21 protein-coding genes are annotated in these 26,911 nt (G+C 60.8%); 11 read left to right on the top strand and 10 right to left on the bottom strand.

Going from position 1 to position 26,911, the window contains the following annotated elements; all coding sequences use genetic code 11:
- Positions 1 to 89: 89 nt before the first annotated feature.
- Positions 90 to 698 (top strand): hypothetical protein, encoded by a 609-nt coding sequence (locus tag QYQ93_RS08865; RefSeq protein ID WP_043047480.1) that lies wholly within the window; start codon positions 90 to 92, stop codon positions 696 to 698.
- Between the two features lie 111 nt (positions 699 to 809).
- Positions 810 to 1,076 carry a DUF4404 family protein gene (locus tag QYQ93_RS08860; protein WP_043047481.1) on the top strand — a complete coding sequence of 89 codons (267 nt, stop codon included), beginning with the start codon at positions 810 to 812 and terminating at the stop codon, positions 1,074 to 1,076.
- A 138-nt stretch (positions 1,077 to 1,214) separates the two neighbouring features.
- On the opposite strand, the gene queF is transcribed toward QYQ93_RS08860, so the two are convergent.
- Positions 1,215 to 2,045, bottom strand: coding sequence for an NADPH-dependent 7-cyano-7-deazaguanine reductase QueF (gene queF / locus QYQ93_RS08855; protein ID WP_338476737.1), 831 nt, complete (start codon positions 2,043 to 2,045; stop codon positions 1,215 to 1,217).
- 66 nt (positions 2,046 to 2,111) lie between these two features.
- Positions 2,112 to 2,588 carry a cupredoxin domain-containing protein gene (locus QYQ93_RS08850; RefSeq protein ID WP_422394054.1) on the bottom strand — a complete coding sequence of 159 codons (477 nt, stop codon included), beginning with the start codon at positions 2,586 to 2,588 and terminating at the stop codon, positions 2,112 to 2,114.
- A 307-nt stretch (positions 2,589 to 2,895) separates the two neighbouring features.
- Here QYQ93_RS08850 and QYQ93_RS08845 point away from each other — a divergent pair, with 307 nt between their 5' ends.
- Both QYQ93_RS08845 and QYQ93_RS08840 read left to right on the top strand, forming a co-directional pair.
- Complete coding sequence (locus QYQ93_RS08845; RefSeq protein ID WP_043047484.1) at positions 2,896 to 3,576, top strand: heavy metal response regulator transcription factor; 681 nt, start codon at positions 2,896 to 2,898, stop codon at positions 3,574 to 3,576.
- The gene (locus tag QYQ93_RS08840; protein ID WP_338476735.1) at positions 3,573 to 4,919 is read left to right on the top strand and encodes a heavy metal sensor histidine kinase; all 1,347 of its coding nucleotides are present in this window, start codon (positions 3,573 to 3,575) and stop codon (positions 4,917 to 4,919) included. Before QYQ93_RS08845 ends, QYQ93_RS08840 begins: the two co-directional genes overlap by 4 nt.
- Before the next feature lie 117 nt (positions 4,920 to 5,036).
- On the opposite strand, the gene QYQ93_RS08835 is transcribed toward QYQ93_RS08840, so the two are convergent.
- Genes QYQ93_RS08835 through QYQ93_RS08825 form a run of 3 tightly spaced genes read right to left on the bottom strand, consistent with a single transcriptional unit; the run spans position 5,037 to position 8,283 of the window.
- Entirely contained in the window at positions 5,037 to 6,281 is a 1,245-nt protein-coding gene (locus tag QYQ93_RS08835) for a lipoprotein-releasing ABC transporter permease subunit (RefSeq protein WP_005786190.1), read from the bottom strand.
- Positions 6,282 to 6,341: 60 nt separating this feature from the next.
- Positions 6,342 to 7,025: a lipoprotein-releasing ABC transporter ATP-binding protein LolD gene (gene lolD / locus QYQ93_RS08830; RefSeq protein WP_019818240.1), complete on the bottom strand. Its 684-nt coding sequence runs from the start codon at positions 7,023 to 7,025 to the stop codon at positions 6,342 to 6,344.
- A 7-nt stretch (positions 7,026 to 7,032) separates the two neighbouring features.
- On the bottom strand, positions 7,033 to 8,283 hold the full coding sequence (locus tag QYQ93_RS08825) for a lipoprotein-releasing ABC transporter permease subunit (RefSeq protein ID WP_043047486.1): 1,251 nt from the start codon (positions 8,281 to 8,283) through the stop codon (positions 7,033 to 7,035).
- Between the two features lie 94 nt (positions 8,284 to 8,377).
- Here QYQ93_RS08825 and QYQ93_RS08820 point away from each other — a divergent pair, with 94 nt between their 5' ends.
- Both QYQ93_RS08820 and QYQ93_RS08815 read left to right on the top strand, forming a co-directional pair.
- Complete coding sequence (locus QYQ93_RS08820; RefSeq protein WP_043047487.1) at positions 8,378 to 8,956, top strand: PilZ domain-containing protein; 579 nt, start codon at positions 8,378 to 8,380, stop codon at positions 8,954 to 8,956.
- Between the two features lie 44 nt (positions 8,957 to 9,000).
- A complete protein-coding gene (locus QYQ93_RS08815) occupies positions 9,001 to 9,723 on the top strand; it encodes a glycerophosphodiester phosphodiesterase (RefSeq protein ID WP_003172585.1) in 723 nt (240 codons plus the stop codon).
- 42 nt (positions 9,724 to 9,765) lie between these two features.
- Here QYQ93_RS08815 and sthA read toward each other — a convergent pair whose 3' ends face one another.
- Both sthA and QYQ93_RS08805 read right to left on the bottom strand, forming a co-directional pair.
- Positions 9,766 to 11,160, bottom strand: a complete 1,395-nt coding sequence (sthA, locus tag QYQ93_RS08810) for a Si-specific NAD(P)(+) transhydrogenase (protein WP_056847305.1) — start codon at positions 11,158 to 11,160, stop codon at positions 9,766 to 9,768.
- A gap of 450 nt (positions 11,161 to 11,610) precedes the next feature.
- A complete protein-coding gene (locus tag QYQ93_RS08805) occupies positions 11,611 to 13,074 on the bottom strand; it encodes a glyceraldehyde-3-phosphate dehydrogenase (protein ID WP_043047491.1) in 1,464 nt (487 codons plus the stop codon).
- Between the two features lie 340 nt (positions 13,075 to 13,414).
- Here QYQ93_RS08805 and mfd point away from each other — a divergent pair, with 340 nt between their 5' ends.
- The 3 genes from mfd to QYQ93_RS08790 are packed head-to-tail and all read left to right on the top strand — an operon-like array spanning position 13,415 to position 20,145.
- Positions 13,415 to 16,864 (top strand): transcription-repair coupling factor, encoded by a 3,450-nt coding sequence (gene mfd / locus QYQ93_RS08800; protein ID WP_043047492.1) that lies wholly within the window; start codon positions 13,415 to 13,417, stop codon positions 16,862 to 16,864.
- An 11-nt stretch (positions 16,865 to 16,875) separates the two neighbouring features.
- Positions 16,876 to 17,442: a CsiV family protein gene (locus tag QYQ93_RS08795; protein WP_338476734.1), complete on the top strand. Its 567-nt coding sequence runs from the start codon at positions 16,876 to 16,878 to the stop codon at positions 17,440 to 17,442.
- Positions 17,443 to 17,451: 9 nt separating this feature from the next.
- A complete protein-coding gene (locus tag QYQ93_RS08790; protein ID WP_338476733.1) occupies positions 17,452 to 20,145 on the top strand; it encodes a DEAD/DEAH box helicase in 2,694 nt (897 codons plus the stop codon).
- Between the two features lie 100 nt (positions 20,146 to 20,245).
- Here QYQ93_RS08790 and QYQ93_RS08785 read toward each other — a convergent pair whose 3' ends face one another.
- From QYQ93_RS08785 to QYQ93_RS08775, 3 genes are all read right to left on the bottom strand, one after another.
- Positions 20,246 to 23,551: a DEAD/DEAH box helicase gene (locus tag QYQ93_RS08785; protein ID WP_338476732.1), complete on the bottom strand. Its 3,306-nt coding sequence runs from the start codon at positions 23,549 to 23,551 to the stop codon at positions 20,246 to 20,248.
- A 128-nt stretch (positions 23,552 to 23,679) separates the two neighbouring features.
- Positions 23,680 to 24,690 (bottom strand): beta-N-acetylhexosaminidase, encoded by a 1,011-nt coding sequence (gene nagZ / locus QYQ93_RS08780; protein ID WP_043047495.1) that lies wholly within the window; start codon positions 24,688 to 24,690, stop codon positions 23,680 to 23,682.
- A gap of 137 nt (positions 24,691 to 24,827) precedes the next feature.
- Entirely contained in the window at positions 24,828 to 25,535 is a 708-nt protein-coding gene (locus tag QYQ93_RS08775; protein ID WP_043047496.1) for a TetR/AcrR family transcriptional regulator, read from the bottom strand.
- 263 nt (positions 25,536 to 25,798) lie between these two features.
- Between QYQ93_RS08775 and lexA the strand changes: the two genes are divergently transcribed.
- Both lexA and sulA read left to right on the top strand, forming a co-directional pair.
- A complete protein-coding gene (gene lexA, locus QYQ93_RS08770) occupies positions 25,799 to 26,407 on the top strand; it encodes a transcriptional repressor LexA (RefSeq protein ID WP_003172575.1) in 609 nt (202 codons plus the stop codon).
- 10 nt (positions 26,408 to 26,417) lie between these two features.
- Complete coding sequence (sulA, locus tag QYQ93_RS08765; protein WP_043047497.1) at positions 26,418 to 26,891, top strand: SOS-induced cell division inhibitor SulA; 474 nt, start codon at positions 26,418 to 26,420, stop codon at positions 26,889 to 26,891.
- The last annotated feature ends 20 nt before the right edge of the window (positions 26,892 to 26,911 follow it).

Genomic DNA, 26,911 nt, shown 5'->3' with positions numbered 1-26,911 from the left:
AAAATGCACAAAATTCCTACAAACACCGTCAGTGTCATGGGCTTGTCACGCCACCCCGATAGTGTTGCTGCTATTTCAGGGACGTTCAGATGCCACACGCCGAGATTGCCCTCGCCACAGCCCCCTCGTTGACCGCCGTGTTATTTGGCCTGAGTGGCTGCCTGGTGGATTTTGGTTCCGTGGCGCGTACGGACTCGCCCTGCCCCGGCTCCGTGGCCACACCCGGCGCTTTGAAAAGCCTGCGCAGCCTGAAAGAACTAGGCGTGCCCTGCGCCTGGCTGGATGAACTGCCGCCCTCGGTCACCACGCCCCTGTCCGCCAGCCTGCCGGGCTGGGTCAAGGCCGCCTCGCCCTCCTCCATCCGCTGGCCCGCGCCCCACGCCTGCTGGCAAGCTTTGATGGAGCTGAATATCGAACGCCTGGAAGGCTGCGTATTGGTCAGCGGCGAGCCGCGCCTGCTGCAATCGGGCCTTAATGCCGGGTTGTGGACTGTGGGCCTGGCCTCCTGTGGTTCGCTCTGCGGCCTGTCACCCGAGCAATGGCAGGCACTCACCGCGCAACAACGCGAATACAAGCGCGGCAAGGCGACGGTGGCGCTCTATGGCCTGGGCGTGCACTCGGTGATCGACCACCTCGGCGAGCTCGGCAGTTGCCTGGCAGACATCAACCTGCGCCGGCTCAAAGGCGAGAAGCCCTGACGGAGATCATGCACGGTTGGCCCCAGTGGATTAATCTACAGGTCAGCCCGTAGACCTTTCGCGGCGTGCCGTGGTCTATGCCAGTGACTATCGATAAAAGGAAAGAACGTCATGCCTGATCGCAAAAAGCTGGAAGAACAGGTCGAGATCCTGCGCGGGCAGCTGGAACAGGAGCCACCGCTGTCACCTGAAAAACGTGAAGCGTTGGAGGAATTGATTGCCAAGTTCGAAGTGCAACTTGAATTGGAACCAGCCACCCAGACGCCGAGCATCTCCGACGATGTGAATCAAGCGGCCATAGAGTTCGACGCTGAACACCCGGTCATTTCCGGGACATTGCGCAATATCATGATCACCCTGGGCAATATCGGGATCTAACCCGACCCTAAGCCAAATAAAGAACCAGAATGTGGGAGGGGGCTTGCTCCCGATAGCGGCGTGTCAGTCACAGCATCTGTGTCTGAACTTCTGCTATCGGGAGCAAGCCCCCTCCCACATTTAGTGTTGTGTATAGGCTTATTGACGCGCCAGACGCACGTTCAGGAACTGGGTATTTTCAGTACTGCGATACGGGTTGATATCCAACCCACCCCGGCGCACATACCGCGCATACACGGTCAACTTCTCCGGCTTGAGCAAGCGCTGCAAGTCCAGGAAAATCCGCTCCACGCACTGCTCATGAAAGTCCGAGTGCTGGCGAAAACTCACGATATATTCCAGCAGGCTGGCGTGATCCAGCGCCGCGCCACGGTACTCCACCACCACGCTGCCCCAATCCGGCTGGCTGGTCACCGGGCAGTTGGATTTGAGCAAGTGGCTGTGCACGCTCTCCTCCACCACACGCGAGTCATCGCAACGCAGCAGCTCCGGGCGCGGGTGTTCGTAGTTGCTGACGCTGATATCCAGGCCATCAATGCACGCACCCGGCAACGCCATCACGCCTTCGGCCTCGATGTCGGCCAGGCTGCGGATGCGCACGGTCACCGGCTTGCCGGCAGCAGCGCTGAGGTCGGTGCGCAGCGTGGCTTCAAGGCTTTGCGTATCGGCAAATGCGGTCTGGTTCAGCGAGTTGAGGTACAGCTTGAACGACTTGGACTCGATAATGTTCGGCGAGTCCGCAGGAATGCTGAACTCACCGATGGCCACCACCGGTTTGCCCGACGGCAGCAACCAGGACAATTCGAAGCAGTTCCAGAAATCCACGCCCTTGTACGGCAGGGTGTCGGCACTTAGGCCCAGTTCGGCCCATTTGGCGGCGCGCGGAATCGGGAACAGCAACGAAGGCGTATAGGTAGAGATGTATTCACTGGACTTGCCCAGCGGCGAATGTTCGGCTGCGGGATGCATGGCGGAAACCTGGCTAAATAAACCGCGCCAGTCTACCAGCCTTTACCCCCGCCCTTAACAAACCCCTCACTCAACGGTCAGTTTGCCGACCATGCCCGCCTGATAATGGCCGGGAAGGTTGCAAGCGAACTCCAGGCCCGTGGCCTTGGTGAAGGTCCAGGTCAGCTCGGCGGTCTTGCCCGGCTCCACCAGCACGCTGTTGGGATCGTCGTGCTTCATGCCACCCATATCGCCGTGGCCCATGGCGCTGTGGTCCATTTTGCCCATGCCGGTGGCGGTGAGCATGCCGCTGGCTTGCATTTGCAGCATCTCTTTCTGGTGGGCGGCATGCATCGCTGCGTCGCCCAGGTTGAATTCGTGAAGCAAGCGGCCTTTGTTGACCAGTACAAAACGCACGGTTTCACCGGCCTTTACGTCCAGGGCCTTGGGCTCGAAGGCAATGTCCTGCAGCGTGACTTGTACAGTACGCGTGGCTTTATCCGCCGGTGCCGGCTGGCCGAACGCGTAGGTGTGAGCAGCGTCGGCCAGCGCATTGAAGCTCATCGCCAACAAGCAGCCCGCCAAAAACAGGGGTGTGCGCAACGCCATCTTTCACTCTCCAAAAATAGGTGATCAGCTTGGGCCGCACTATAAGATAGCCCCGCTGCCAGCCAGCTGACTGCTAGATTACAACTTTGTCAGCTTGCGCCCATCCCCGGGAGCCCAGGGTATAAAGGCCGATGTTTTTTTGTAGGAGCGAGCTTGCTCGCGAAGGGCTCCAGCACACCGCGCCGAGCCAGGCCATACGCGTTATCGTTGACGCTTTTCGCGAGCAAGCTCGCTCCTGCATAGCGCCTATTAAGAGCCCGATATGAAACTGCTGATCGTCGAAGACCAACCCAAAACCGGCCACTACCTGCGTCAGGGCCTGGCCGAGGCTGGCTTTACCACCGAACTGGTGGCCGACGGCACGACCGGCCAGCACCTGGCGCTGACGGGCGACTATGACTTGTTGATCCTCGATGTGATGTTGCCGGGCCGCGATGGCTGGCAGATCCTGCAGGCGGTGCGCAGTGCCGGCCTGGATATGCCGGTGCTGTTCCTCACCGCTCGCGATGCCGTGGAAGACCGCGTGCATGGCCTGGAACTGGGCGCCGACGATTACCTGGTCAAGCCCTTTGCTTTTTCCGAGCTGCTGGCCCGGGTGCGCACCTTGTTGCGCCGTGGCAGCAGCACACCGCAGGAAACCACCCTGCAACTGGCCGACCTGAGCCTGGACCTGATCCGCCGCCGGGTCGAGCGCGACGGCCAGCGCATCGACCTCACCGCCAAGGAATTTGCCCTGCTGGAACTGCTGCTACGCCGCCAGGGCGAAGTGCTGCCCAAGACCCTGATCGCTTCCCAGGTCTGGGACATGAACTTCGACAGCGACACCAACATTATCGAAGTGGCGATCCGTCGCCTGCGCCTTAAAGTCGATGACAACTTCCCCAACAAGCTGATCCACACCGTGCGCGGCATGGGCTATGTGCTGGAGGAGCGGTTCACGTGATCAAGCGCCTGTCCCTGGCCAGCCGCCTGGCGCTGCTGTTTGCCGCTTGCACGGCGGTGGTCTCGTTGATTGCCGGGGTGCTGTTCAACCGCGCCAGCGAAGCGCACTTTATCGAGCTGGACCAGCAACTGCTCGACAGCAAGCTGGTGGCCCTGCGCAGCGCCTTGCAGGGCGTCGACTCGCGGGAAGCCTTTGCCCTGAGAGGCCCGCAATGGCGCGCCGAACTTGATCAGCAGCCCGACTTCACCTTGCGTATCACTGCGGCCGACCAACGCTGGGTGGACGGTGCGCCGTACCTCAGCGTGCCCGCAGCTCCCGGCCTGCACAGCCTGCAAAACGCCGGCACCGAGTACCGTGTGTATAACGCGCCGTTGACGCCCGGCCAACCCGGCTCGCCACAGCTGAGCCTGATACTCGACATCACCCACCACCAGCACTTTCTGGAGCGTATGCAGCGTTTGATCTGGCTGACCGTCGGCCTCTCGGCCCTGGCCACCGCCCTGCTCGGCGCCTGGGCTGCGCGCAGCGGGTTGCGACCGTTGCGGCGCATGGGCGAGGTGGCCGCCAGCGTATCCGCCCATTCCCTGACCCAACGCCTGCCCCAGGCGCAAATGCCAGTGGAGCTGGCGGAACTGGCCCAGGCCTTCAATGCCATGCTGGGGCGCCTGGACGATGCGTTCCAGCGTCTATCGGCGTTCTCGGCGGATATCGCCCACGAACTGCGCACACCACTCTCCAACCTGCTGACCCAGACCCAGGTCATTCTCACCCAGCCACGCCCACTGGAGGATTACCGCGAAGCGCTGCACAGCAACCTGGAGGAATTGCAGTGGATGGCACAACTGGTCAACGACATGCTGTACCTGGCCAAGGCCGACCACGGCTTGCTGATGCCCAACCGTGAAGCCCTGAATCTGGGCGATGAGGTCGACGCCCTGTTGGAGTTTTTTACCCTGCTGGCAGAGGATGCGCAGGTCACGCTGGTGCGCGAAGGCACCGCCCATACGCTGGGCGATCGCGGCATGTTGCGCCGGGCCTTGTCGAACTTGCTGGATAACGCGCTGCGGTTTACCCCACCGGGTGGTGAAATAAGGGTGCGGATGGACGAAGGCGTGACACTTGCGGTTGAGAATACCGGGGATGGCATTCCAGCGCAGCTGTTGCCGCGGCTGTTTGACCGGTTCTACCGAGCCGACCCGTCAAGGCGTGCAGGCAGTAGTGAGCATGCAGGGCTGGGGTTGGCGATTACCCAATCGATTGTGCGGGCCCACGGGGGGAGGATTTTTTGTGAGTCGCAGGCGGGGTGGACAAGGTTTGTGATCGAGTTGCCCAAGGGAGATTGATGCAAGCTGGGCCGGCCCCATCGGGGGCAAGCCCCCTCCCACACTGGACCGCGTTTATTCAGGAACAATGAGGTCAAAATGTGGGAGGGGGCTTGCTCCCTATGGCATTCTCAAAGACTACGAATATCTCAAGGCATGCGCCGGCTCAATCTTCGCCGCCCGATACGCCGGGTAAATCGTCGCCAAAAAGCTCAATACAAACCCCGCCGAACAAATCAGCAACACATCCCCACCTTGCAGCTCCGAAGGCAGGTTGCTGACGAAGTACACATCCGAACTGAAGATATGCTGCCCGCTGACCCGCTCCAGCCAGCCCACCAGCTCACTGACGTTCAGCGCTGCGATCACCCCCAGCACCCCGCCAATCAGGGTACCGACCACACCAATCACCGTGCCCTGGACCATGAAGATCGCCATGATCTGCCGGGGCGTGGCGCCGATGGTGCGCAGGATGGCGATGTCCGCGCCCTTGTCGTTCACCACCATGATCAAGGTTGCGATGATGTTGAACGCGGCCACGGCGACGATCATCAGCAACAGCAGGCCGATCATGGTCTTTTCCATTTTCATCGCGCTGAACAGGCTGCCCTGGGTGTGGGTCCAGTCATCCGGCTTGTAAGCCGCGCCCAGGCTGGCAGCGATATCCGCCGAGACTTTGGGCGCCGCGTACAAATCCTTCACCGCCAGGCGCACGCTTTGCACCTGGTTGGGCTGCCAATGCTGGATTTCAGCGGCGTCGGCCATGTGGATCAGGGCCATGGAGCCATCCAGCTCGGCGCCCACCTTGAAGATACCCACCACGTTCAGCCGCTGCATGCGCGGGGTGATACCGCCCGGCGCGCTGCTCAGTTCCGGCACGATCAGGGTCAGCTTGTCGCCCACATTCAGGCGGAAGCGGCGTGCGGTGATATCGCCGACCACCACGCCGAATTCACCGGGTTTCAGGTCGTCCAGCTTGCCGCGCACAATGTGCTGGGTCACGATCGATACCTTGCCTTCCTGGGCCGGGTCGACGCCGCTGATCTCGATCGGCTGCATGGCGCCCTTGTAGGAGAACATACCGTCCATCTGTGTGAAGGGTACGGCGGCGGTGACTTGCGGATTCTTCATCGCCGCGGCGGCCACCGGTTGCCAGTCATCAATCGGCTTTACGCCGACGATGGTGGCGTGGGGCACCATGCCGAGGATGCGCGAGCTCATTTCGCGCTGGAAGCCGTTCATCACCGAAAGCACCACGATCATCGCCAATACGCCCAGGGCGAGGCCGATCATCGAGGTCATCGAGATAAACGAGACAAAACGGTTGCGGCGCTTGGCGCGGGTATAGCGCGTGCCGATGAAAATGGATAACGGTCTGAACATTCGCGTACACCGCCTGAAAAAATGAAAAAGCCCGACGCCAGGCGCCAGGCTTGAAACAGGTCAGATGGCGACCAGGTGACCTTCCTGCAGGTGCAACACGCGGTCCATCTGCCGGGCCATGCTCATGTCATGGGTCACCACCAGGAACGCGGTGCGCATCTGGGTGCTCAGTTCCAGCATCAAATCCTTGATGCCCTGGGCGGTGTGGGAGTCGAGGTTGCCGGTGGGCTCGTCGAGCATCACCAGGCCCGGGTTGTTCACCAGAGCGCGGGCAATCGCCACACGCTGGCGCTCGCCGCCGGACAGCTCGGCCGGCTTGTGCTCCAGGCGATGGCCGAGGCCGACGCGCTCCAGCAAGGCGGTGGCACGCTGGCGCGCTTCGGGGATCGCGGTCTTGCCGATCAACAGCGGCATGCACACGTTTTCCAGGGCGGTGAATTCCGGCAACAGGTGGTGGAACTGGTACACAAAGCCCAACGAACGGTTGCGCAGTTGCCCACGGGCCTTTTCATTCAACGCCGAGAGCTCTTCACCGGCCAGCCACACGCTGCCCTGGGACGGCGTATCGAGGCCGCCCAGCAGGTTGAGCAAGGTACTTTTGCCGGAACCGGAACTGCCGACGATTGCCACGCGCTCGCCCGGGTGCAGTTCAAGTTGCAGGTTGGACAGCACCACCACAGACTCCGGGCCTTCCTCGTAGGATTTGCCCAGGTTGCGGCAGCTCAGGATTGCTTTTTCACTCATGCCCGATTCACTCATAACGTAATGCCTGTGCTGGCTGGGTGCGTGCCGCGCGCCAGGCTGGATACAGGGTGGCAAGGAAGCTCAGGACCAACGCAGCGCCGCCCACCATCAGCACGTCCTGGGTTTGCACCTGGGACGGCAAGTAATCGATGAAGTAGACGTCGGCGTTGAGAAACTTGTGGCCGATCACTTTTTCAAGCAGGGCGATGGCGGCGCTGACGTTCAGCGCGGCCAGAATGCCCACCGCCGTGCCGATCAGGGTGCCGACCACGCCGATCACGGTGCCCTGCACCATGAAGATCGCCATGATCTGCCCCGGCGTGGCGCCCAGGGTGCGCAGGATGGCGATATCGCCCTTCTTGTCGTTCACCACCATCACCAGCGTGGAGATGATGTTGAAGGCGGCAACCGCGACGATCAGCAGCAACAGCAGGCCGATCATGGCTTTTTCCATGCGGATGGCCTGGTACAGGTTGCCGTGGGTACGGGTCCAGTCGCGGGCGTAGTACTGCGACTCGCCCAGGTGCTGGGCGATTTCCCAGGCGCCACGCGGCGCATCGAACAGGTCATTGAACTTCAGGCGCAGGCCCTGCACCTGGTCCGGCTGCCAGCGATGCAGGCGGGCCAGGTCGGTGAGGTTGGTCAGGCCGATGTAACCGTCGATCTCGCCGGCGCCGACATGGAAGGTGCCAACCACGGTAAAGCGCTTCATGCGCGGGAACATGCCGGCCGGAGTCACGGTGACCTCCGGAGCGACGAAGGTCAGCTTGTCGCCAACCCCCACGCCGAGCTTGGCCGCGGCCTTGTCACCGATAACGATGCCGAAACTTCCGGGGGCCAGGTCGTCGAGCTTACCTTGCTGCATGAACTTGTCGATGATCGAGACGTTGCGCTCCTGGGCCGGGTCGATGGCATTGAGCAGGATCTTCTGCACCTTGCCGTCGTTGGTCAGCAACCCCTGCATCTGGGTAAACGGCGCAACGGCCACCACCTTGGGGTTCTGCTTGACCTTGGCGGCCAGGCTTTGCCAATCATCGATGGGCGCATCGCCCTCGATGGTCGCGTGGGGCACCATGCCCAGCACGCGGGTGCGCATCTCATGATCGAAGCCGTTCATCACCGACAGCACCACGATCATCACGACCACGCCCAGGGCGAGACCGATCATCGAGGTCAAGGAAATGAACGACACAAAATGATTGCGACGCTTTGCACGGGTATAACGCGTGCCAATAAATACGAAGAGAGGTCTGAACATGTCGGGGCTTGTTCGGAGGAAAAGAAGACGTCCCGGTGGCGGGGTCTGGTAAGCAGCTTTACACTCAGACCATTACCGTAACCTGGGGTTCGCCATGTCGACATTAGATGAAGAAGAGCGCCGCGAATACTACCGTATCGACGACATGATCGCACTTCAAATCAGCACATTGTCTGGCCCCGAAGCGGCGAGCAAGGAAGTGTTGCTGGATGATTCGCCGTTGTTCAACCTGCTGAGCGAACTGCACCTGAGCGAATTCGAAGCCCAGCACCTGCTGCGCCAGATCAGCGAGAAAGACCGCAGCCTGGCGGCGTTCCTCAAGGTGCAGAACAAACGCCTGGACCTGCTCAGCCAGGTCATGGCCCGCGGCCTGCTGAGTGAAGTGGGCGCGCCGCAACCGGTGATCCTTTCCGAGGGCGGCATCGACTTCCAGCACCCTACCCCGTTGGCGCCCGACACTCACCTGGCGGTCAAGTTGGTGCTGATGCCCCAGGCGCTCGGCCTGTTGCTGCGTGCGCGGGTGACCCATTGCGACCCCAAGGGCGACAGCTTTGATGTGGGCACGGAATTCGAATCCATGACCGATGCCCAACGCCAGTTGCTGGCGCGCTACATCCTGCAAAAGCAGGCGCAGGAACGCCGCCTGGCACGAGAACAAAGCGACGACATCTGAATACCTAGTCATTACGCCAGCGATCCTGGCGCAAAGGAGCAACTGTGACCCTGATCTACGGCCATCGCGGTGCCAAAGGCGAAGCACCGGAAAATACCCTGACCAGTTTTCAGGAATGCCTCAAGCACGGCGTTCGCCGTTGCGAACTGGACCTGCACCTGTCCATGGACGGCGAACTGATGGTCATCCATGACCCGACCCTCAAGCGCACCGCCGACCGGCGCGGCAAAGTCGTCGAGTATTCTGCGGCCGACCTGGTAAAGATGGACGCGCGCAAAGGCGGCCCGGGCTGGGTCAGCCCGTGCCCGATCCCACGCTTGGAGGAGCTGTTCGAAAAGTGTGACTTCGACCACTGGCAACTGGAAGTCAAAAGCGCCTCGCGCACCCGTGCCGCCACCACTGTGCTGGCGATTCGCGAAATGGCTGTGCGCTTTGGCCTGATGGACAAGGTCACGGTGACGTCGAGTTCGCGGGAAGTGCTCAAGGCCGCCGTGGAACTCACCCCGGACCTGTCACGCGGCCTGGTGGCCGAATACGCCTGGCTCGACCCGTTGAAGGTCGCGCAGAACTACGGCTGTGAATACCTGGCGTTGAACTGGACGCTGTGCACCCCTGAGCGGCTGGAAAAAGCCCAGCGCCAGGGTTTGCACGTGTCCGTGTGGACAGTCAACGAACCCGCGCTGATGCGCAGGCTCGCCGACTTCGGCGTAGATAGCCTGATTACAGACTTTCCCGGTTTGGCCACTGCCACCCTCGGGAATTACTGAAATCGGTCTCCCCGGCCGGCTCAGGCCACCGGCCGGAGCCGCTCAAAAAAGCCGGTTGAGGCCGTCGTAGGCGGCCACCCGATAGGCTTCGGCCATGGTCGGGTAGTTGAACGTGGTGTTGACGAAGTACTTGAGGGTGTTGAGATCACCCGGCTGGCTCATGATCGCCTGGCCGATATGCACGATCTCCGACGCCTGGTAGCCGAAGCAATGCACGCCGAGGACTTCCAGGGTTTCCCGGTGGAACAGGATCTTGAGCATGCCTTGCGGCTCACCGGCAATCTGCGCGCGCGCCATGCTCTTGAAGAACGCCTTGCCGACTTCGTAAGGCACCTTGGCCTTGGTCAGTTCGTGCTCGTTCTTGCCGATGGAGCTGATCTCGGGAATGGTGTAGATCCCGGTCGGCACATCGTTCACGTAGCGCCAGCTGCCATTGTCGACAATGCTGCCGGCGGCCGAACGGCCCTGGTCATGGGCGGCGCTGGCCAGGCTCGGCCAGCCGATCACATCACCGGCACCGTAGATGTTGGTCACGCAGGTGCGATAGTTCTCGTCCACTTCGATCTGGCCACGGCTGTTGACCTTGACCCCGATGTTCTCCATGCCCAGCTTGTCGGTGTTGCCGGTACGGCCGTTGCACCACAGCAAGGCGTCGGCCTTGATCTTCTTGCCGGACTTGAGGTGCAGGATCACCCCGTTGTCCAGGCCTTCGACCCGCTCGTACTCTTCGTTGTGACGCACGGTGATGTTGTTGTTGCTGAAGTGGTAGCTCAACGCCTGGGAGATTTCCGAGTCGAGGAAGCTGAGCAACTGGTCACGGTTGTCCACCAGTTCCACCAATACACCCAGGCCGCTGAAGATCGAGGCGTATTCACAGCCGATCACGCCGGCGCCGTAGATGATCAGCTTGCGCGGGGTGTGGCCCAGGCTGAGGATGGTGTCGCTATCGTAGATACGCGGGTGGTGGAAATCGATGTCCGCCGGGCGATACGGGCGCGAACCGGTAGCGATGATGATGTGCTTGGCCACCAGTTTCTCGACCACGCCGTTGGCGCAGACCACTTCGACGGTTTGCTCGTCGGCGAAGCTGCCGGTGCCGAAGAACAGGTCGACGCGGTTACGGGCGTAGTAGCCGGTACGCGAGGCGACTTGCTTGGAGATGACTTTTTCGGCGCTTTTCAACACGTCCGGGAACGAGAACCAGCGCGGCTCGCCAATGGCCCGGAACATCGGGTTGGTGTTGAACTGCATGATCTGGCGCACCGAGTGACGCAACGCCTTGGACGGGATGGTACCCAGGTGGGTGCAGTTGCCGCCGACCTGGCGACGGCTATCGACCATCGCCACCTTGCGCCCTGCTTTGGCAGCGTTCATCGCCGCACCTTCTCCAGCTGGGCCGGAACCCAGTACCACCACGTCATAGTTGTAGACAGCCATGCGTACTCCTCAGAACAGGCCAGGCGTACGGTTGGACGCCGGGCTAAATCATGCCGCGGCCAGCGGTCATGAAGGACAATTTGGCTCAAGTGTGTGAACCGGGGCACAGTCTATAGAAGGCCGAGCGCCGCGAACATTAACCCTTGGTCGCGTCGTAGGCCAGTGTTGCCATACTACAGGACGCAAATCAGCGCCGATTTCAGGATGAGCCATTATGCGACAACTATTTTTTTCTCCGATAGTTTAAGCGACGAGCTCCTCAATCACTGATACACACCCTTCACTGTAGGAGCGAGCTTGCTCGCGAAAAACCTGAGTACCACGCGTTAAACCAGAAGCGCTGCGTTATCGTTGATGGTTTTCGCGAGCAAGCTCGCTCCTACAGGTCCACATATGCCAGACACAAAAACGCCCCGAATAAGTCGGGGCGTTTTCATTCAGCGCTAAGGCTTAGCGCGGAAACGCAGGCGGGTTGACCCCAGCCATGTCTTCCATCACGCGAACCACCTGGCAGCTGTAACCGAACTCGTTGTCGTACCACACGTACAGCACAACGCGGTTGTCCTGGGTGATAGTCGCCTCGGCGTCCACCACACCGGCGTGGCGCGAGCCGACGAAGTCGGTGGAGACCACTTCCTGGGAATTGACGAAGTCGATCTGCTTGTGCAGGTCGGAGTGCAGCGCCATGTAGCGCAGGTACTCGTTCATCTCTTCACGGGTGGCGGCTTTCTCAAGGTTGAGGTTGAGAATGGCCATCGACACGTTTGGCGTCGGTACGCGGATCGCGTTACCGGTCAGCTTGCCGGCCAGCTCAGGCAGGGCCTTGGCGGCAGCAGTGGCAGCACCGGTCTCGGTGATCACCATGTTCAACGCGGCGCTGCGGCCACGGCGATCGCCCTTGTGGAAGTTGTCGATCAGGTTCTGGTCGTTGGTGTACGAGTGAACGGTTTCAACGTGACCGTTGACGATGCCGAACTTGTCATTCACAGCTTTGAGCACCGGCACAATGGCGTTGGTGGTGCAGGAAGCGGCGGACACGATCTTGTCGTCAGCGGTGATTTCAGCGTGGTTGATGCCGTGCACGATGTTCTTGAGCTTGCCTTTGCCAGGCGCAGTCAACACGACACGGTCGATACCCGGGCAAGCCAGGTGCTGGCCCAGGCCCTCGGCATCACGCCATACGCCGGTGTTGTCCACCAGCAGGGCGTCCTGGATGCCGTACTGGGTGTAATCCACCTCAGTCGGGTTCTTCGCGTAGATCACCTGGATCAGGTTACCGTTGGCGGTAATCGTGTTGTTTTCTTCATCGATGGTGATGGTGCCGTTGAACGAACCATGTACCGAATCGCGACGCAGCAGGCTGGCGCGTTTGGTCAGGTCATTCTCGGCGCCTTTGCGCACCACGATGGCACGCAGGCGCAGGCCGTCGCCGCCACCGGTTTTCTCGATCAGGATGCGCGCCAGCAAGCGGCCGATACGCCCGAAGCCGTACAGCACCACGTCGGTGCCCTTGCGAGGTGCGGCGTTTTGCTGGCCAACCACATCGGCCATTTCTTCACGCACGAACTGCTCGGCGCTACGGCCGGCGCCTTCCTTGCGGAACTTGTAGGCCAGCTTGCCCAGGTCTACCGAGGCCGCGCCGAGCTTGAGCTCGCTCATGGCCTTGAGCAGTGGGAATGTTTCGTGGACGGAGAGTTCGCTGTCGTCGGCGGAGCGATGGCGCGCAAAGCGGTGCGCCTTGAGAATCGCGATGACAGACTGGTTGATCAGGCTGCGGCCATAGATCGAGCTCACCACATTGTTATTGCGGTACAGCTGGCCGATAAGCGGAATCATCGCTTCTGCGAGTGCTTCACGGTCGATCCATTCACCAAGACACTGGTCGGGCTTCTGAGTCACGGGAACCTTCCACATGTAGGGGCTGAAAAAAGGGGCTACATTATGTCGCCCGACTGCACGATGAGCAATGCGCGAGGGGCAACAAAAAGCCCTTGCAAAAAAATACCACCACGCTACAGCCCAGGAAATACGCGGGTTCCAGAAGGCCACTAGTAGAGCAGCCGGGGCGACTTGTCCGTAACCCTCCTAAACATTCGCGCTTTTTGGCACTACATATTGAGTCAAAACCCGGCATTGTTTGTCTTAGCCACTACATTTCCTACAAACCGTAATAGGCACAGTCAGCAACTGACAGGCGGCACCTCGGGCCGTTACAATTACCGACTTTGTCGCAACGCTTGGAGCTCAACCTTCCGTGCCCGTTCTGCGTCTACCGCTTCTCCCTGCTGCGGCAGGTAAACAGCACTGGGGCAACCTGCCCGGTGCCGCCCTGAGCCTGGCCATTGCCGAGGCTGCCAGCGCAGCCCAGCGCTTTACCCTGCTGCTTACCGCCGACAGCCAAAGTGCCGAACGGCTGGAGCAGGAGCTGAGCTTCTTCGCCCCGGATTTACCGGTGCTGCATTTTCCCGACTGGGAAACCCTGCCCTACGACCTGTTCTCGCCGCACCAGGACATCATTTCCCAGCGCATCGCCAGCCTGTACCGCCTGCCGGAACTGGCTCACGGCGTGCTGGTGGTGCCGATCACCACGGCCCTGCATCGCCTGGCGCCGACCAAGTTCCTGCTGGGCAGCAGCCTGGTGCTGGATATCGGTCAGAAGCTCGACGTAGAACAAATGCGCACGCGCCTGGAAGCCAGCGGCTACCGCTGCGTCGACACGGTGTACGAACACGGTGAGTTCGCAGTGCGCGGCGCGCTGATCGACCTGTTCCCGATGGGCAGCAAGTTGCCGTATCGCATCGACCTGTTCGATGACGAAATCGAGACTCTGCGCACCTTCGATCCGGAAAACCAGCGTTCCATCGACAAGGTCGACTCGATCAAGCTGCTGCCGGCGCGGGAATTCCCGCTGCAAAAAGACGCGGTCACGCGCTTCAAGGCGCGCTTTCGTGAACGCTTTGACGTGGACTTCCGCCGCTGCCCGATCTTCCAGGACCTGAGCAGCGGGATTACCCCGGCCGGTATCGAGTACTACCTGCCGCTGTTTTTCGACGAAACCTCCACCCTGTTCGATTACCTGCCCCAGGACACCCAGGTGTTCTCGTTGCCGGGCATCGAGCAGGCGGCGGAAAACTTCTGGAACGATGTGCGCAACCGCTACGAAGAGCGCCGCGTCGATCCGTCCCGGCCTTTATTGCCGCCTGCCGAACTGTTCCTGCCGGTGGAAGACTGCTTCGCCCGTCTGAAAAACTGGCCGCGTGTCGTTGCGAGCCAGCAGGATGTGGACGCCGGCAGTGGCCGTGAGCGCTTTCCGGCGGGGATGCTGCCGGACCTGGCGATCCAGGCCAAGGCCACCCAACCGCTGGAAGCCCTGTCCAACTTCCTCGGTGACTTTCCCGGCCGCGTGCTGTTTACCGCCGAGTCCGCCGGGCGCCGCGAAGTGCTGCTGGAGCTGTTGGAACGCCTGAAACTGCGGCCCAAGACAGTCGACAGCTGGCCGGACTTTGTCGCCAGTAAAGAGCGCCTGGCGATCACCATCGCGCCACTGGACGAAGGGCTGCTGCTGGACGACCCGGCGCTCGCGCTGATTGCCGAAAGCCCACTGTTCGGCCAGCGCGTGATGCAGCGCCGTCGCCGTGAGAAGCGCGCAGACGCCAACAATGACGCGGTGATCAAGAACCTCACCGAACTGCGCGAAGGTGCGCCGGTGGTGCATATCGACCACGGAGTCGGCCGCTACCTGGGCTTACAGACCCTGGAGATCGACAACCAGGCCGCCGAATTCCTCACCATGGAATACGCCGAGGGCGCCAAGCTTTATGTGCCGGTGGCCAGCCTGCACCTGATCGCCCGCTACACCGGCAGCGACGATGCCCTTGCACCGTTGCACCGCCTGGGCTCCGAGACCTGGCAGAAAGCCAAGCGCAAGGCCGCCGAACAGGTACGCGACGTGGCCGCCGAACTGCTCGACATCTATGCCCGCCGCGCGGCCCGCGAAGGCTACGCGTTCGCCGACCCGAAAGCCGACTACGCCACCTTCAGCGCCGGCTTCGCCTTCGAAGAAACCCCGGACCAGCAGACCACCATCGAAGCGGTGCGCGCCGACATGCTCGCACCCAAGCCGATGGACCGCCTGGTGTGTGGCGACGTGGGCTTCGGCAAAACCGAAGTGGCGATGCGCGCAGCCTTCATTGCGGTACACGGCGGCAAGCAAGTGGCGATCCTGGTGCCCACTACCCTGCTCGCCCAGCAGCACTACAACAGCTTCCGCGACCGTTTTGCCGACTGGCCAGTGACCGTGGAGGTGATGAGCCGCTTCAAGTCCGCCAAGGAAGTGAACGCCGCCATCGCCGACCTGGCCGAAGGCAAGATCGATATCGTCATCGGCACCCACAAGCTGCTGTCGGACGATGTGAAGATCAAGAACCTGGGCCTGGTGATCATCGACGAAGAGCACCGCTTTGGCGTGCGCCAGAAAGAACAGCTCAAGGCCCTGCGCAGTGAAGTCGACATTCTCACCCTCACCGCTACGCCGATTCCGCGCACGCTGAACATGGCGGTGTCGGGCATGCGCGACCTGTCGATCATCGCTACGCCGCCGGCGCGTCGCCTGTCGGTGCGCACCTTTGTGATGGAACAGAACAAGAGCACGGTCAAGGAAGCACTGCTGCGCGAACTGCTGCGTGGCGGCCAGGTGTACTACCTGCACAACGATGTGAAGACCATCGAGAAATGTGCCGCCGACCTCGCCGAGCTGGTGCCCGAAGCACGCATCGCCATCGGCCACGGGCAGATGCGCGAGCGCGAACTCGAGCAGGTGATGAGCGACTTCTACCACAAGCGCTTCAACGTGCTGATCGCCTCGACCATCATCGAGACCGGCATCGACGTGCCGAGCGCCAACACCATTATCATCGAGCGCGCCGACAAGTTCGGCCTCGCCCAGCTGCACCAGCTGCGCGGGCGCGTCGGGCGCAGTCACCACCAGGCCTATGCCTACCTGCTCACGCCGCCGCGCCAGCAAATTACCGGCGACGCGGAAAAGCGCCTGGAAGCCATCGCCAACACTCAGGACCTCGGCGCCGGCTTCGTGCTGGCCACTAACGACCTGGAAATCCGTGGCGCCGGCGAACTGCTCGGCGACGGCCAGAGCGGGCAGATCCAGGCGGTCGGCTTCACCCTGTATATGGAGATGCTCGAACGCGCAGTGAAAGCCATCCGCAAGGGCGAGCAACCGAACCTCGACCAACCCCTGGGCGGCGGCCCGGAGATCAACCTGCGCTTGCCGGCGCTGATTCCCGAAGACTACCTGCCGGATGTGCATGCACGGCTGATCCTCTACAAGCGCATCGCCTCGGCCACCGACGAAGAAGGTCTCAAGGACCTGCAAGTGGAAATGATCGACCGCTTCGGCCTGTTGCCGGAACCGACCAAGAACCTGGTGCGCCTGACCCTGCTCAAGTTGCAGGCCGAGCAGCTGGGGATCAAGAAGGTCGACGCCGGGCCGCAGGGCGGGCGCATCGAATTCGAAGCGCAGACGCCGGTAGACCCCTTGGTGCTGATCAAGCTGATCCAGGGCCAGCCCAACCGCTACAAGTTCGAAGGGGCTACGCTGTTCAAGTTCATGGTGCCGATGGAACGCGCCGAAGAACGCTTCAATACCCTGGAGGCGCTGTTTGAGCGCCTCATCCCGAAATCCGCTTGAAGGACGCCGCCATGCGCCTGTTCCGCTTTCTGAGCCTGTTGTTGGTGGTACTCGCGCCGTCGGCATTTGCCGACAGCCCGTACCAGGTGGAAATGATCCTGGTGCGCCAGAATGCCGAGCCGGTGATCAACAGTCGCGCCGCGCCGGAAAACTGGGATGAAGGCGCGCCGCGCCTGGGTGAGCGGCTGAGCCCGCCGCGCCTGGGCAACATCGTCGACAAGCTGCGCGCCGATGCCAAATACACGGTGCTCGCCCACAAGGCCTGGGAACAGAACCTGGGCGAGCAGCCGGTCAAAGTCGCGATTACCGACGGTCAGGAGCAATTCGGCCAATTCCCCATCGAAGGTGTGTTGAGCCTGCAATTGGGGCGTTTTACCGATATTGACGCGGATTTCTGGATCAACCAGTTCGACAATAACGGCAGCGTGATTGCCAGCGAACACCTGAGCCAGAAAGACGTGCGCACCAAGAACAACCAGCTCAACTACCTGGACAGCGGGCATCTGGCGCTGCTGATCAAAATCACCTCGCTGACCGCCAAGCCACCCAGCGCACCACCGCCCGAGCTTCAGGACTGATCCTGCGCCATGCCCCTGACGTCGTCACTGACCAAACCCCTGGCCCCTTCGTGGGCCAATCGCTTTAAAGAGCAAAGCCTTGAGCGCGGGCGGCGCTACGCCCTGGAAAACCGCGTGCGCATCGTCGAGTGCGGCGACAGCACCATCACCGCCAGTTGCGAAGGCTCGGGCGGCAACGTTTACCGCCAGACCATCTCACTGCGCGAATCGGCCAAGGGCATGCTGATCCTGGTGGACAGCCGTTGTACGTGCCCGGTGCATACCAACTGCAAACATATCGCAGCGGTGCTGCTCAAGGTCCAGGAAACCCTGGCCTACCCGGCGGCGGCCCAGGATGCAGAGCTGCTCGAGAAACTCCAGGCCGTACTGGATAACCGAGTGGTGTTGCCACAGGTGGTCATGGAGGATGTACAGCCCGTGCCACGCCTGTGGCTGGCCAGTGTGGAATTCAGCGCGTTCGAGCCGCGCAACGGCAAGATGCAGCGCTATATCCAGCACCGTGCGGCGCTGTCGTTCAACTACCTGGGCAATTATGTCAGCGGGCAAAAGAATGCCGACATTATCGTGCGCCAGGAAACCCAGAGCCTGCGCATCAAACGCCATCCCGAGCTGGAACAACCCTATCGCGAGCAACTGCGCCTGCTCGGCTTCAAGATCGCCACGCGCCAGAGCAAGGCCTTGCCGGAAAGTGCCGGCGAGTTGTTCGAGATGGTCAATGACAGCGCCTGGCTGAACTTTACCCTCAATGCATCGCCGACCTTGCGTGCCGAGGGCTGGGAGCTGCAGATCGATGAAGATTTCGGTTTTGACCTGAGCCCCGTCGATGACTGGTATGCCACGGTAGAGGAAGGCCCGGAGCGCGACTGGTTCGATCTGGAGCTGGGCATTATCGTCAACGGCGAACGCTTGAGCCTGCTGCCGATCCTGTTGAACCTGATGCGCTCCCACACCGAGATCCTCAACCCGGAAAAAGTAGCACGGCGCCGTGATGATGAGCTGATCCTGGTGAATATCCCCGGCCTGCCCAACGGCGGCCATGGCCCGCTGCAAGTAGCGCTGCCCTACGGCCGCTTGAAACCGGTACTGGCCACCCTCGGCGAGTTCTATTTGCAGGAGCCCGGTACGACCGCCCTGCGCCTGGCCAAGGCCGACGCAATTCGCCTCAACCCGCTGGAAGACCTGCCGTTGCAATGGGAAGGCGGCGAGAAGATCCGCAACTTCGCCCAACGCCTGCGCGATATCAAGGACTTCACCTGCGTGGCGCCCGAGGGACTGAACGCGACTTTGCGCCCTTATCAGTTGGAAGGCTTGAGCTGGATGCAGTCGCTGCGCCAGCTGGAAGTGGGCGGAATTCTTGCGGACGACATGGGCCTGGGCAAAACCCTGCAAACCCTTGCGCATATTCTTACCGAAAAAATCGCCGGGCGCCTTGATCGGCCGTGCATGGTAGTGATGCCTACCAGCCTGATCCCGAACTGGCTCGATGAGGCTGCGCACTTTACCCCGCAACTCAAGGTATTGGCGCTGTACGGTGCCTCGCGCAAAAAGCACTTCGCCAACCTCCAGGACTACGACCTGCTGCTGACTACCTATGCCTTGCTGCCCAAGGACGTCGAACAGCTTGCCGCCCTACCCTTGCACGTGCTGATCCTCGACGAAGCGCAATACATCAAGAACCCTTCGAGCAAGGCCGCCCAGGCTGCACGCGAGCTGAACGCCCGCCAGCGCCTGTGCCTGAGCGGCACACCGCTGGAAAACCACCTGGGTGAGCTGTGGTCACTGTTCCACTTCCTGTTGCCGGGCTGGCTGGGCGACGTGAAGAGCTTCAACCGTGATTACCGCGTGCCCATTGAAAAGCGCGCCAGTGAGGTACGCTTGCAGCACCTCAACGGTCGGATCAAACCGTTTCTGCTGCGCCGCACCAAGGAACAGGTGGCGACAGAGCTGCCGCCCAAGACTGAAATCATCCACTGGGTCGACCTCAACGAGGCCCAGCGCGACGTGTACGAAACCATGCGCCTGGCCATGGATAAAAAGGTCCGAGATGAGATCACCCGCAAGGGCGTGGCCCGCAGCCAGATCATCATTCTTGAAGCCCTGCTCAAGCTGCGTCAGGTGTGCTGCGACCTGCGCCTGGTCAACGATACCAGCCTGGCGGTGCGTGGCAGCAGCTCGGGCAAGCTCGACAGCCTGATGGAAATGCTCGACGAGCTATTTGCCGAGGGCCGGCGGATCCTGCTGTTCTCACAGTTCACCTCGATGCTGAGCCTGATCGAGATCGAGCTGAAAAAACGCGGGACTGCCTACGCACTGCTGACCGGGCAGACCCGTGACCGGCGTACACCGGTAAAGGACTTCCAGAGCGGCAAGCTGCAGATCTTTCTAATCAGCTTGAAAGCCGGTGGCGTAGGCTTGAACCTGACCGAAGCCGACACTGTGATTCATTACGACCCGTGGTGGAACCCGGCCACGGAAAACCAGGCCACTGACCGTGCGTACCGTATCGGGCAGGAAAAGCCGGTGTTCGTGTACAAGATGATTGCGCGGGGAACGGTGGAAGAAAAAATCCAGCACCTGCAGAAAGAGAAGTCCGACTTGGCAGCGGGTGTGCTGGACGGGCGTACGACTGGGGATTGGCAGTTGGGTAATGAAGAGATTGAAGCGTTGTTTGCGCCGTTGCCTAATAAGCAAGAAAAGCGCTGACTGTTCCATCGCCATCGGGGGCAAGCCCCCTCCCACATTTTGATTTGTGAATAGATTCAAGTGTGGGAGCGGGCTTGCTCGCGAAGGGGCGCCGCGATTTTCAGCCAGGTAAAGGTGCAAACAGCGCCTCAATATCCCGCTGTTCCAGCTTCCAACCCGCACCGGCGCCACCTTCCAGCACGCCATCGGCCAACGCGGCCTTCTCCAACTGCAACGCCTGAATCTTCTCCTCGACCGTGCCCCGGGCAATCATCTTGTACACGAACACCGGCTTTTCCTGGCCTATACGATAAGCTCGGTCAGTAGCCTGGTTCTCCACGGCCGGGTTCCACCACGGGTCGTAATGAATCACCGTATCGGCCGCCGTCAGGTTCAAGCCCGTACCGCCCGCTTTCAGGCTGATCAGGAACAACGGTGTCTTGCCGTCCTGGAAGTTCTTCACTGGCGTACGTCGGTCAAGGGTGTCTCCCGTCAGGATCGAATACTCGACCCCACGCTGCTTGAGCTCTTCTTCAATCAACGCCAGCATCGAGGTGAATTGCGAGAACAACAAAATCCGCCGCCCCTCGCTGAGTAACTCTTCCAGCATTTCCATCAAGCTGCCCAGCTTGCCAGTGCCGGCCTTGGCAGCCTTAGTCAACGGTGCAGACTTGACCAGCCGCAAGTCACAGCACACCTGGCGCAGTTTGAGCAGGGCTTCAAGAATGATGATCTGGCTGCGGGCCACGCCATGACGACTGATTTCGTCGCGCACCTTTTTATCCATCGCCACGCGCACCGTTTCGTAGACATCCCGCTGCGCATCGCTCAGCTCGACCCAGTGCACGATTTCTGTCTTGGGCGGCAATTCCTTCGCGACCTGCTCCTTTTTCCTTCGCAACAAGAACGGTTTGATACGCGCCGTGAGATGTTGCATCCGCTGGGCATTACCGTGCTTCTCGATGGGCGTGCGGTAATCGCGATTAAAGGTCTTGCTATCGCCCAACCAGCCCGGCAACAGGAAGTGAAACAGCGACCACAGCTCGCCCAGATGGTTTTCCAGAGGCGTGCCGCTCAAGCATAAACGCTGACCGGCCTCCAACTGACGAGCTGCCTGGGCCGCCTTGCTGTTGGGGTTCTTGATATTTTGCGCTTCGTCGAGAATCAGCACGCTCCAGCGCTGAGGCTGCAGGACTTCAAGGTCCCGCGGCAACAGCGCATAGGTGGTGAGCACCAGGTCGTAATCGGTCAAGCGCGCGAAGTCAGCCTGACGCTGCGCACCGTGCAGCGCCAGGACTTTGAGCTGTGGCGTGAAGCGTGCAGCTTCGTCCACCCAGTTCGGGATCAAGCTGGTGGGCATTACCGCCAGTGCAGGCGCCTGCAAACGGCCAGACTGCTTTTCGCAGAGCAGATGGGCGAGCGCCTGCAGGGTTTTACCAAGCCCCATGTCGTCACCCAGAATACCGCCGACTTCCAGCTCGCGCAGGGTTTGCATCCAGTTCAACCCTTCGAGCTGATAGCCTCGTAGTTCCGCGTTCAGGCCCCGAGGAGCCGGCACATGAACGTGAATGGAGTCTTTAAGACGCTTGGCGAAATCACGCAGCCGCTCGCCGCCCTGCCACACCAAGGGTAGTGCATCCAGGTTACTGAGCCGTGCCGCATCCGGCGCACTCAGCCGCAGTGCATCGCCTTCCGGTGCACGCAGGTAGAGTTCGCCGAGGGTCGCCATCAGGGGTTTGATACGACCGTAGGGCAGCGCGACTTTGGTTTGAGTGCGGGCGCCCAGACTGACTAATACGCGCTCCTGATCATCACGCTCGGCCATGTAGGCAGCATCAAGCAGCTTGGGTTGACGACGCATCAAGTCAAGTACGATTGGCAGCAGGCTGTGACGCTCGCCGTTGACCTCAATGCCCAGCTCAAGGTCAAACCACTCGTGGCCGGGCGACTCTTCGATGTCCGCGTACCAGCCGTCTACGGCCTCTACATCGTAATAAAACCCCGGATGGATGACGACGTCCCACCCTGCCTCACGCAAAACCGACAGCTCGCTCTCAACAAACGCCAACCAGGCTTCATCATTGGGTAGATCGAACATCTCTCCTGCACCGGCAGGCAGCGCACGGGTTTTGCGATTGGCCGCTTTAAAGCCGATTTTTGTGAGCGTCTTGCGCAGGGCTTTTTCAGCCGCCGGCTTGCGTTGGATGCGCTGGGTTTCGGTGCCGTTGAGAAACAGGATGTCCTCAGTGCCCTTGCCGCTGACCTGGCTGGTGTTGTAGCGGAAAGCCAAGGCAGCGCGGTGTTCCAGGATGGACATCCGCCGATAGTCGGTCTGGCTATAGCCGTAGGATTCATCGCTTCCCAAGGTGAGGCAGCCTTGTGGTTCCAGCGTATCCACGACGAGCTCGGTCAGCTCGCGCGGCGGAGGAATCACCTTGGACGCCGCGCTGATGCGATGACTGAATAACGCGACTTGATCAGCAGGAATCATCGGCAAGTTGCACAGATGCATGGCCAGATTCTCATCCAACCCGTGCTCAACCACCCCGATTGCCATGTTATCGAGGTCAAGATAATGAAGCGGTTTGAGGGGCAACACTTCGTCCAACTCGAGCCCGTCACTGATCCAACTGGGAATGTAATTGCCATCGGGCATCACAGCCCAATCGAAACGAGCGGTGCGGGCCGGGCCAGGGTTAAGCGCCAGTCTTGGGCCCACCTCAAGAAACAAGCGCTGGGTTTTCAGCGCCAATTGGAGAATTTCGACCCCTGGCTCGCCGGCCAGCTGATAACTGGTGCTATAGGAGCCATAAGACCGGCTCAACAACAGCAATCGGCAAATGCGTATATCCAGCTCATGCATATAGGCTGGAGCACGTCGCAATGTCTCATCGATCGAATACAACGGCTTGATATCGCTGTAGTCACCTTTCTTCGTCACGCGAGCCCGATATACCTCCAGTGACCACCTCATTGAATAAGCATCGGGGGCGAGTTGGTACAGCAGACAGGTACCGGTGTTCTTGTGTTGTACCTCATCCGCAGGAGTGGGCTTGGGGATACTCTCAAGCCAGTTTTCGAGCTGCGGGCTCAGACGGTCAGCCACCTGCTTTTTCGGGGCATTCAGCTCGTCATACAGCACGGTCAACGTAAACAAGGTCGCAGCGGCGTGCTTGCAGTTGATCGCCACCGGGCAGGAACACACACACCTGATGCCCGTCCAACGGGATGCTGCACCCTCCAGGGTAATCGCCAGGGTATAGACATTACGGCCAGACCCCTTGCACTGTGCAATCAGTCTGTCCTGTCCGAATTCTTTTATCTCAAGACGATTTTCGCCAGCATACTCAAACCCACGCTCCAGAGAACGAGGGTCGAAGTATTCCTGCCAATCCAACTCGACGATACGTGCAATCAGGTCATTCATGGAACAGAACTCTACAACGGTCAGCAGTGAGATTTAAAGCAGGGCGACTCCTACAAGGCGGTAAGAGATAGCTACAGCCACATTCAGACGCTTCTTACACCAAGCGTCTTTAACAGCACAGGCGCCGCTTACTCAATCAGCTGAGCGTCCCGCAACGCTGTGAGAGCCGTCAACCAGCGCGGATCCTGTTTGTAATCAGTCGACGCAACCGCCTGCCCACGCATACGCGCAATCCGCGCCGACGGCGTGACCTTCATCCGCTGCGCGGCGGTGAGTGCCAGCTCGGCAGCCGCGCGGTCATTGCATACCAGCCCCATATCACAACCCGCCGTCAGCGCCGCCTCGATCCGACTGGCCGCGTCGCCGACCACATGGGCGCCCGCCATGGACAGGTCATCACTGAAAATCACCCCGTCGAACTGCAATTCGCCGCGCAGGATGTCCTGCAACCAGCGGCGCGAGAAGCCGGCGGGCTGGCTGTCCACCTGCGGGTAGATCACGTGCGCGGGCATCACTGCGGCCAATTGCTTGCTCAAGCGTGCGAAAGGCACTAGGTCATTGGCGCGAATCTGTTCCAGGCTACGCTCATCATTGGGAATGGCGACGTGGGAATCGGCCTCGGCCCAACCGTGGCCAGGGAAGTGTTTGCCGGTGGCGGCCATGCCGGCGCTGTTCATACCACGGATGAAGGCGCCAGCGAGGACGGCGGCACGCTCGGGGTCGCCTTCGAATGCACGGGTGCCGACCACGGCGCTGCGTTGATAGTCGAGGTCCAGTACCGGCGCAAAACTCAGGTCAAGGCCCACGGCCAGCACTTCAGTGGCCATGATCCAGCCGCACTGTTCCGCCAGGTATTCAGCGTTGGGGTTATCAGCCAAAGCGCGCATGGCCGGCAGGCGCACGAAGCCTTGGCGCAGGCGCTGTACGCGGCCACCTTCCTGGTCGACCGCCAGCAGCAAGTCCGGGCGCACTGCACGAATCGCCGCGCTCAACTCGCGAACCTGGCGTGGGTGCTCGATATTGCGCGCAAAAATGATCAGGCCGCCCACTTCCGGTTGGCGCAACAGATGGCGATCCTCGGCCGTCAGCCAGGTACCAGCCACGTCGACCATCAAAGAACCTTGCAGGGCAGCAGTCATAAACCTTCCTTAAATAACGCACACAACCCGTCACCCTTACCAGACACGGCAAGCACGACGGGTTGCGAATAGATAGCTGAAATCGGCATGGCGGCTAGCTTAGCGGATGCAAGCGGCCGCGCACACCCGGGGGGCAGTCAAACCTTGGCGGCGGTTGGCACGGTTTTGCTGCGCGGGCGCAGCTGTGCAGAGGCCATGGCCGGGTCGGTGACGCCGGTTTCGGCGCGCATGCCGGCCGCAAGAAACGGCACCATCAGGCGCATCACCTGCTCGATGGAGGTGTTCACCCCGAAATCGGTCTCGGCAATCGCCCGCAAAGCCTTGATACCGGACATGCTGAAAGCCGCGGCGCCGAGCATGAAATGCACGCGCCAGAACAGTTCGATAGGTGGAATACGCGGGGCGGCTTCGTTGACCAGCAACATATAGCGGCGGAACACCTTGCCGTACATGTCTTCCAGGTAACGCCGCAGGTGGCCCTGGCTCTGGCTGAACGCCAGGCCCAGCAGGCGCATGAAGATCGACAGGTCATTGCCGCTGCGTGGCTGCACGACCAACGCTTGCTCAACGAGGATTTCCAGCAGGTCTTCCAGGCTCGGCTTGTGATCGGCCTTGGCCTGACGGCGCTCCAGCTCACGATCAAGACTGGCGCAGAACGGCCCCAGGAAGCGTGAGAATACGGCTTGGATCAGGGCTTTTTTTGAACCGAAATGGTAGTTCACCGCGGCAAGGTTGACCCCCGCCTTGCTGGTGATCAGCCGCAGTGAGGTTTCAGCAAATCCTTTTTCCGCGAACAACTGCTCGGCAGCATCGAGAATGCGTTCAACGGTTTCCGACTGGGCCATGGCTACTCCGCCTGACAAACACTTGTTTGAAACATACGTTTCAGAGTGTGTCTTGTCAAGCCTGCGGGTTCGCTTTCCGGCCGGGCAGTCATCCTGAACATGGCTATTTAACCACATCCCTCTCGCTCTGTAGGCAGCACTATTCCTGGGCTGTAGGAAGGATGACGCATGACCGTCCAGCGGAGTCGGTGAAAAGGATGATTGCCAAGCGCAGTCCACTGTATATAATCCCAGTCACTGTATAAAAAGACAGAGCGATCAACATGCTAAAACTGACGCCACGCCAAGCTGAGATTCTGGCTTTTATCAAGCGCTGCCTTGATGACAATGGTTACCCGCCGACCCGCGCGGAGATTGCCCTGGAATTGGGGTTCAAATCCCCGAATGCCGCAGAAGAACACCTCAAGGCCCTCGCCCGCAAAGGCGCGATCGAGATGACCCCGGGTGCCTCGCGAGGTATTCGCATCCCTGGCTTTGAAGCCAAGGCCGACGAATCGACATTGCCGATCATCGGTCGCGTCGCCGCCGGTGCGCCGATTCTGGCGCAGCAGCACGTCGAGGAATCCTGCAACATCAACCCGACGTTTTTCCATCCTCGCGCCGACTACCTGCTGCGCGTGCACGGCATGAGCATGAAGGACGTGGGCATTTTCGATGGCGACCTGCTGGCCGTCCACACCACCCGAGAAGCCCGTAATGGCCAGATCGTCGTGGCCCGGATCGGCGATGAAGTCACCGTCAAGCGCTTCAAACGTGAAGGCAGCAAGGTCTGGCTCCTGGCCGAGAACCCTGAATTCGCCCCGATTGAAGTGAACCTGAAAGACCAGGACCTGGTGATCGAAGGCTTGAGTGTCGGCGTTATTCGCCGCTAAAGGAGGCATCATGCAGCTCGTGCACACCCCACAACACGCCCAATTGTCGCTGTTCGAGGCCTTCATGGCCCAACCCCTTGCACCCATCCTCAAGGAAACGGTCGAGACTCCCTGGGGCGGCGAGCCCGAGGCATTCAGTGAATTGTCGTTGCGCGGTGCAGCTGAGAGCTGCCTGAACCTGCTGGCTCCCATTCTGCGCGACTTGAGCGAAGACAAGGACGCACGCTGGCTGACGCTGATCGCCCCGCCCGCCAGCCTGACCCAGGCTTGGCTGCGGGAGGCCGGTCTCAACCGTGAGCGTATCCTGTTGCTACAACCACGCGGAACGCAGAGTGCCCAACAGTTGACCTGCGAAGCCTTGCGCCTGGGTCGTAGTCATACGGTGGTGAGTTGGTTGAATCCGCTGAATGCCAGCGCCAAGCAACAGCTGATCAGTGCCGCACGCACAGGTGATGCACAGAGCTTGAATATTCGCTTGGGATAGAAGGGCTTGTCGTGGCGAGC

The sequence above is a fragment of the Pseudomonas khavaziana genome (assembly GCF_036704165.1).
In the GTDB taxonomy this organism is placed as follows: Bacteria; Pseudomonadota; Gammaproteobacteria; order Pseudomonadales; family Pseudomonadaceae; genus Aquipseudomonas; species Aquipseudomonas khavaziana.
Note: the sequence above shows the minus strand (reverse complement) of the source record. Positions and strands in the feature narration are given on the sequence as shown.

Coding starts and splice junctions, on each gene's coding strand:
- QYQ93_RS08790 (WP_338476733.1), top strand. CDS start 17,452: ATGCCCCTGACGTCGTCACTGACCAAACCCCTGGCCCCTTCGTGGGCC.
- QYQ93_RS08805 (WP_043047491.1), bottom strand. CDS start 13,074: ATGTGGAAGGTTCCCGTGACTCAGAAGCCCGACCAGTGTCTTGGTGAA.
- QYQ93_RS08865 (WP_043047480.1), top strand. CDS start 90: ATGCCACACGCCGAGATTGCCCTCGCCACAGCCCCCTCGTTGACCGCC.
- lolD (WP_019818240.1), bottom strand. CDS start 7,025: ATGAGTGAAAAAGCAATCCTGAGCTGCCGCAACCTGGGCAAATCCTAC.
- QYQ93_RS08785 (WP_338476732.1), bottom strand. CDS start 23,551: ATGAATGACCTGATTGCACGTATCGTCGAGTTGGATTGGCAGGAATAC.
- QYQ93_RS08860 (WP_043047481.1), top strand. CDS start 810: ATGCCTGATCGCAAAAAGCTGGAAGAACAGGTCGAGATCCTGCGCGGG.
- QYQ93_RS08850 (WP_422394054.1), bottom strand. CDS start 2,588: ATGAGCTTCAATGCGCTGGCCGACGCTGCTCACACCTACGCGTTCGGC.
- queF (WP_338476737.1), bottom strand. CDS start 2,045: ATGCATCCCGCAGCCGAACATTCGCCGCTGGGCAAGTCCAGTGAATAC.
- sthA (WP_056847305.1), bottom strand. CDS start 11,160: ATGGCTGTCTACAACTATGACGTGGTGGTACTGGGTTCCGGCCCAGCT.
- nagZ (WP_043047495.1), bottom strand. CDS start 24,690: ATGACTGCTGCCCTGCAAGGTTCTTTGATGGTCGACGTGGCTGGTACC.
- QYQ93_RS08820 (WP_043047487.1), top strand. CDS start 8,378: ATGTCGACATTAGATGAAGAAGAGCGCCGCGAATACTACCGTATCGAC.
- QYQ93_RS08845 (WP_043047484.1), top strand. CDS start 2,896: ATGAAACTGCTGATCGTCGAAGACCAACCCAAAACCGGCCACTACCTG.
- QYQ93_RS08775 (WP_043047496.1), bottom strand. CDS start 25,535: ATGGCCCAGTCGGAAACCGTTGAACGCATTCTCGATGCTGCCGAGCAG.
- QYQ93_RS08825 (WP_043047486.1), bottom strand. CDS start 8,283: ATGTTCAGACCTCTCTTCGTATTTATTGGCACGCGTTATACCCGTGCA.
- QYQ93_RS08795 (WP_338476734.1), top strand. CDS start 16,876: ATGCGCCTGTTCCGCTTTCTGAGCCTGTTGTTGGTGGTACTCGCGCCG.
- sulA (WP_043047497.1), top strand. CDS start 26,418: ATGCAGCTCGTGCACACCCCACAACACGCCCAATTGTCGCTGTTCGAG.
- QYQ93_RS08835 (WP_005786190.1), bottom strand. CDS start 6,281: ATGTTCAGACCGTTATCCATTTTCATCGGCACGCGCTATACCCGCGCC.
- lexA (WP_003172575.1), top strand. CDS start 25,799: ATGCTAAAACTGACGCCACGCCAAGCTGAGATTCTGGCTTTTATCAAG.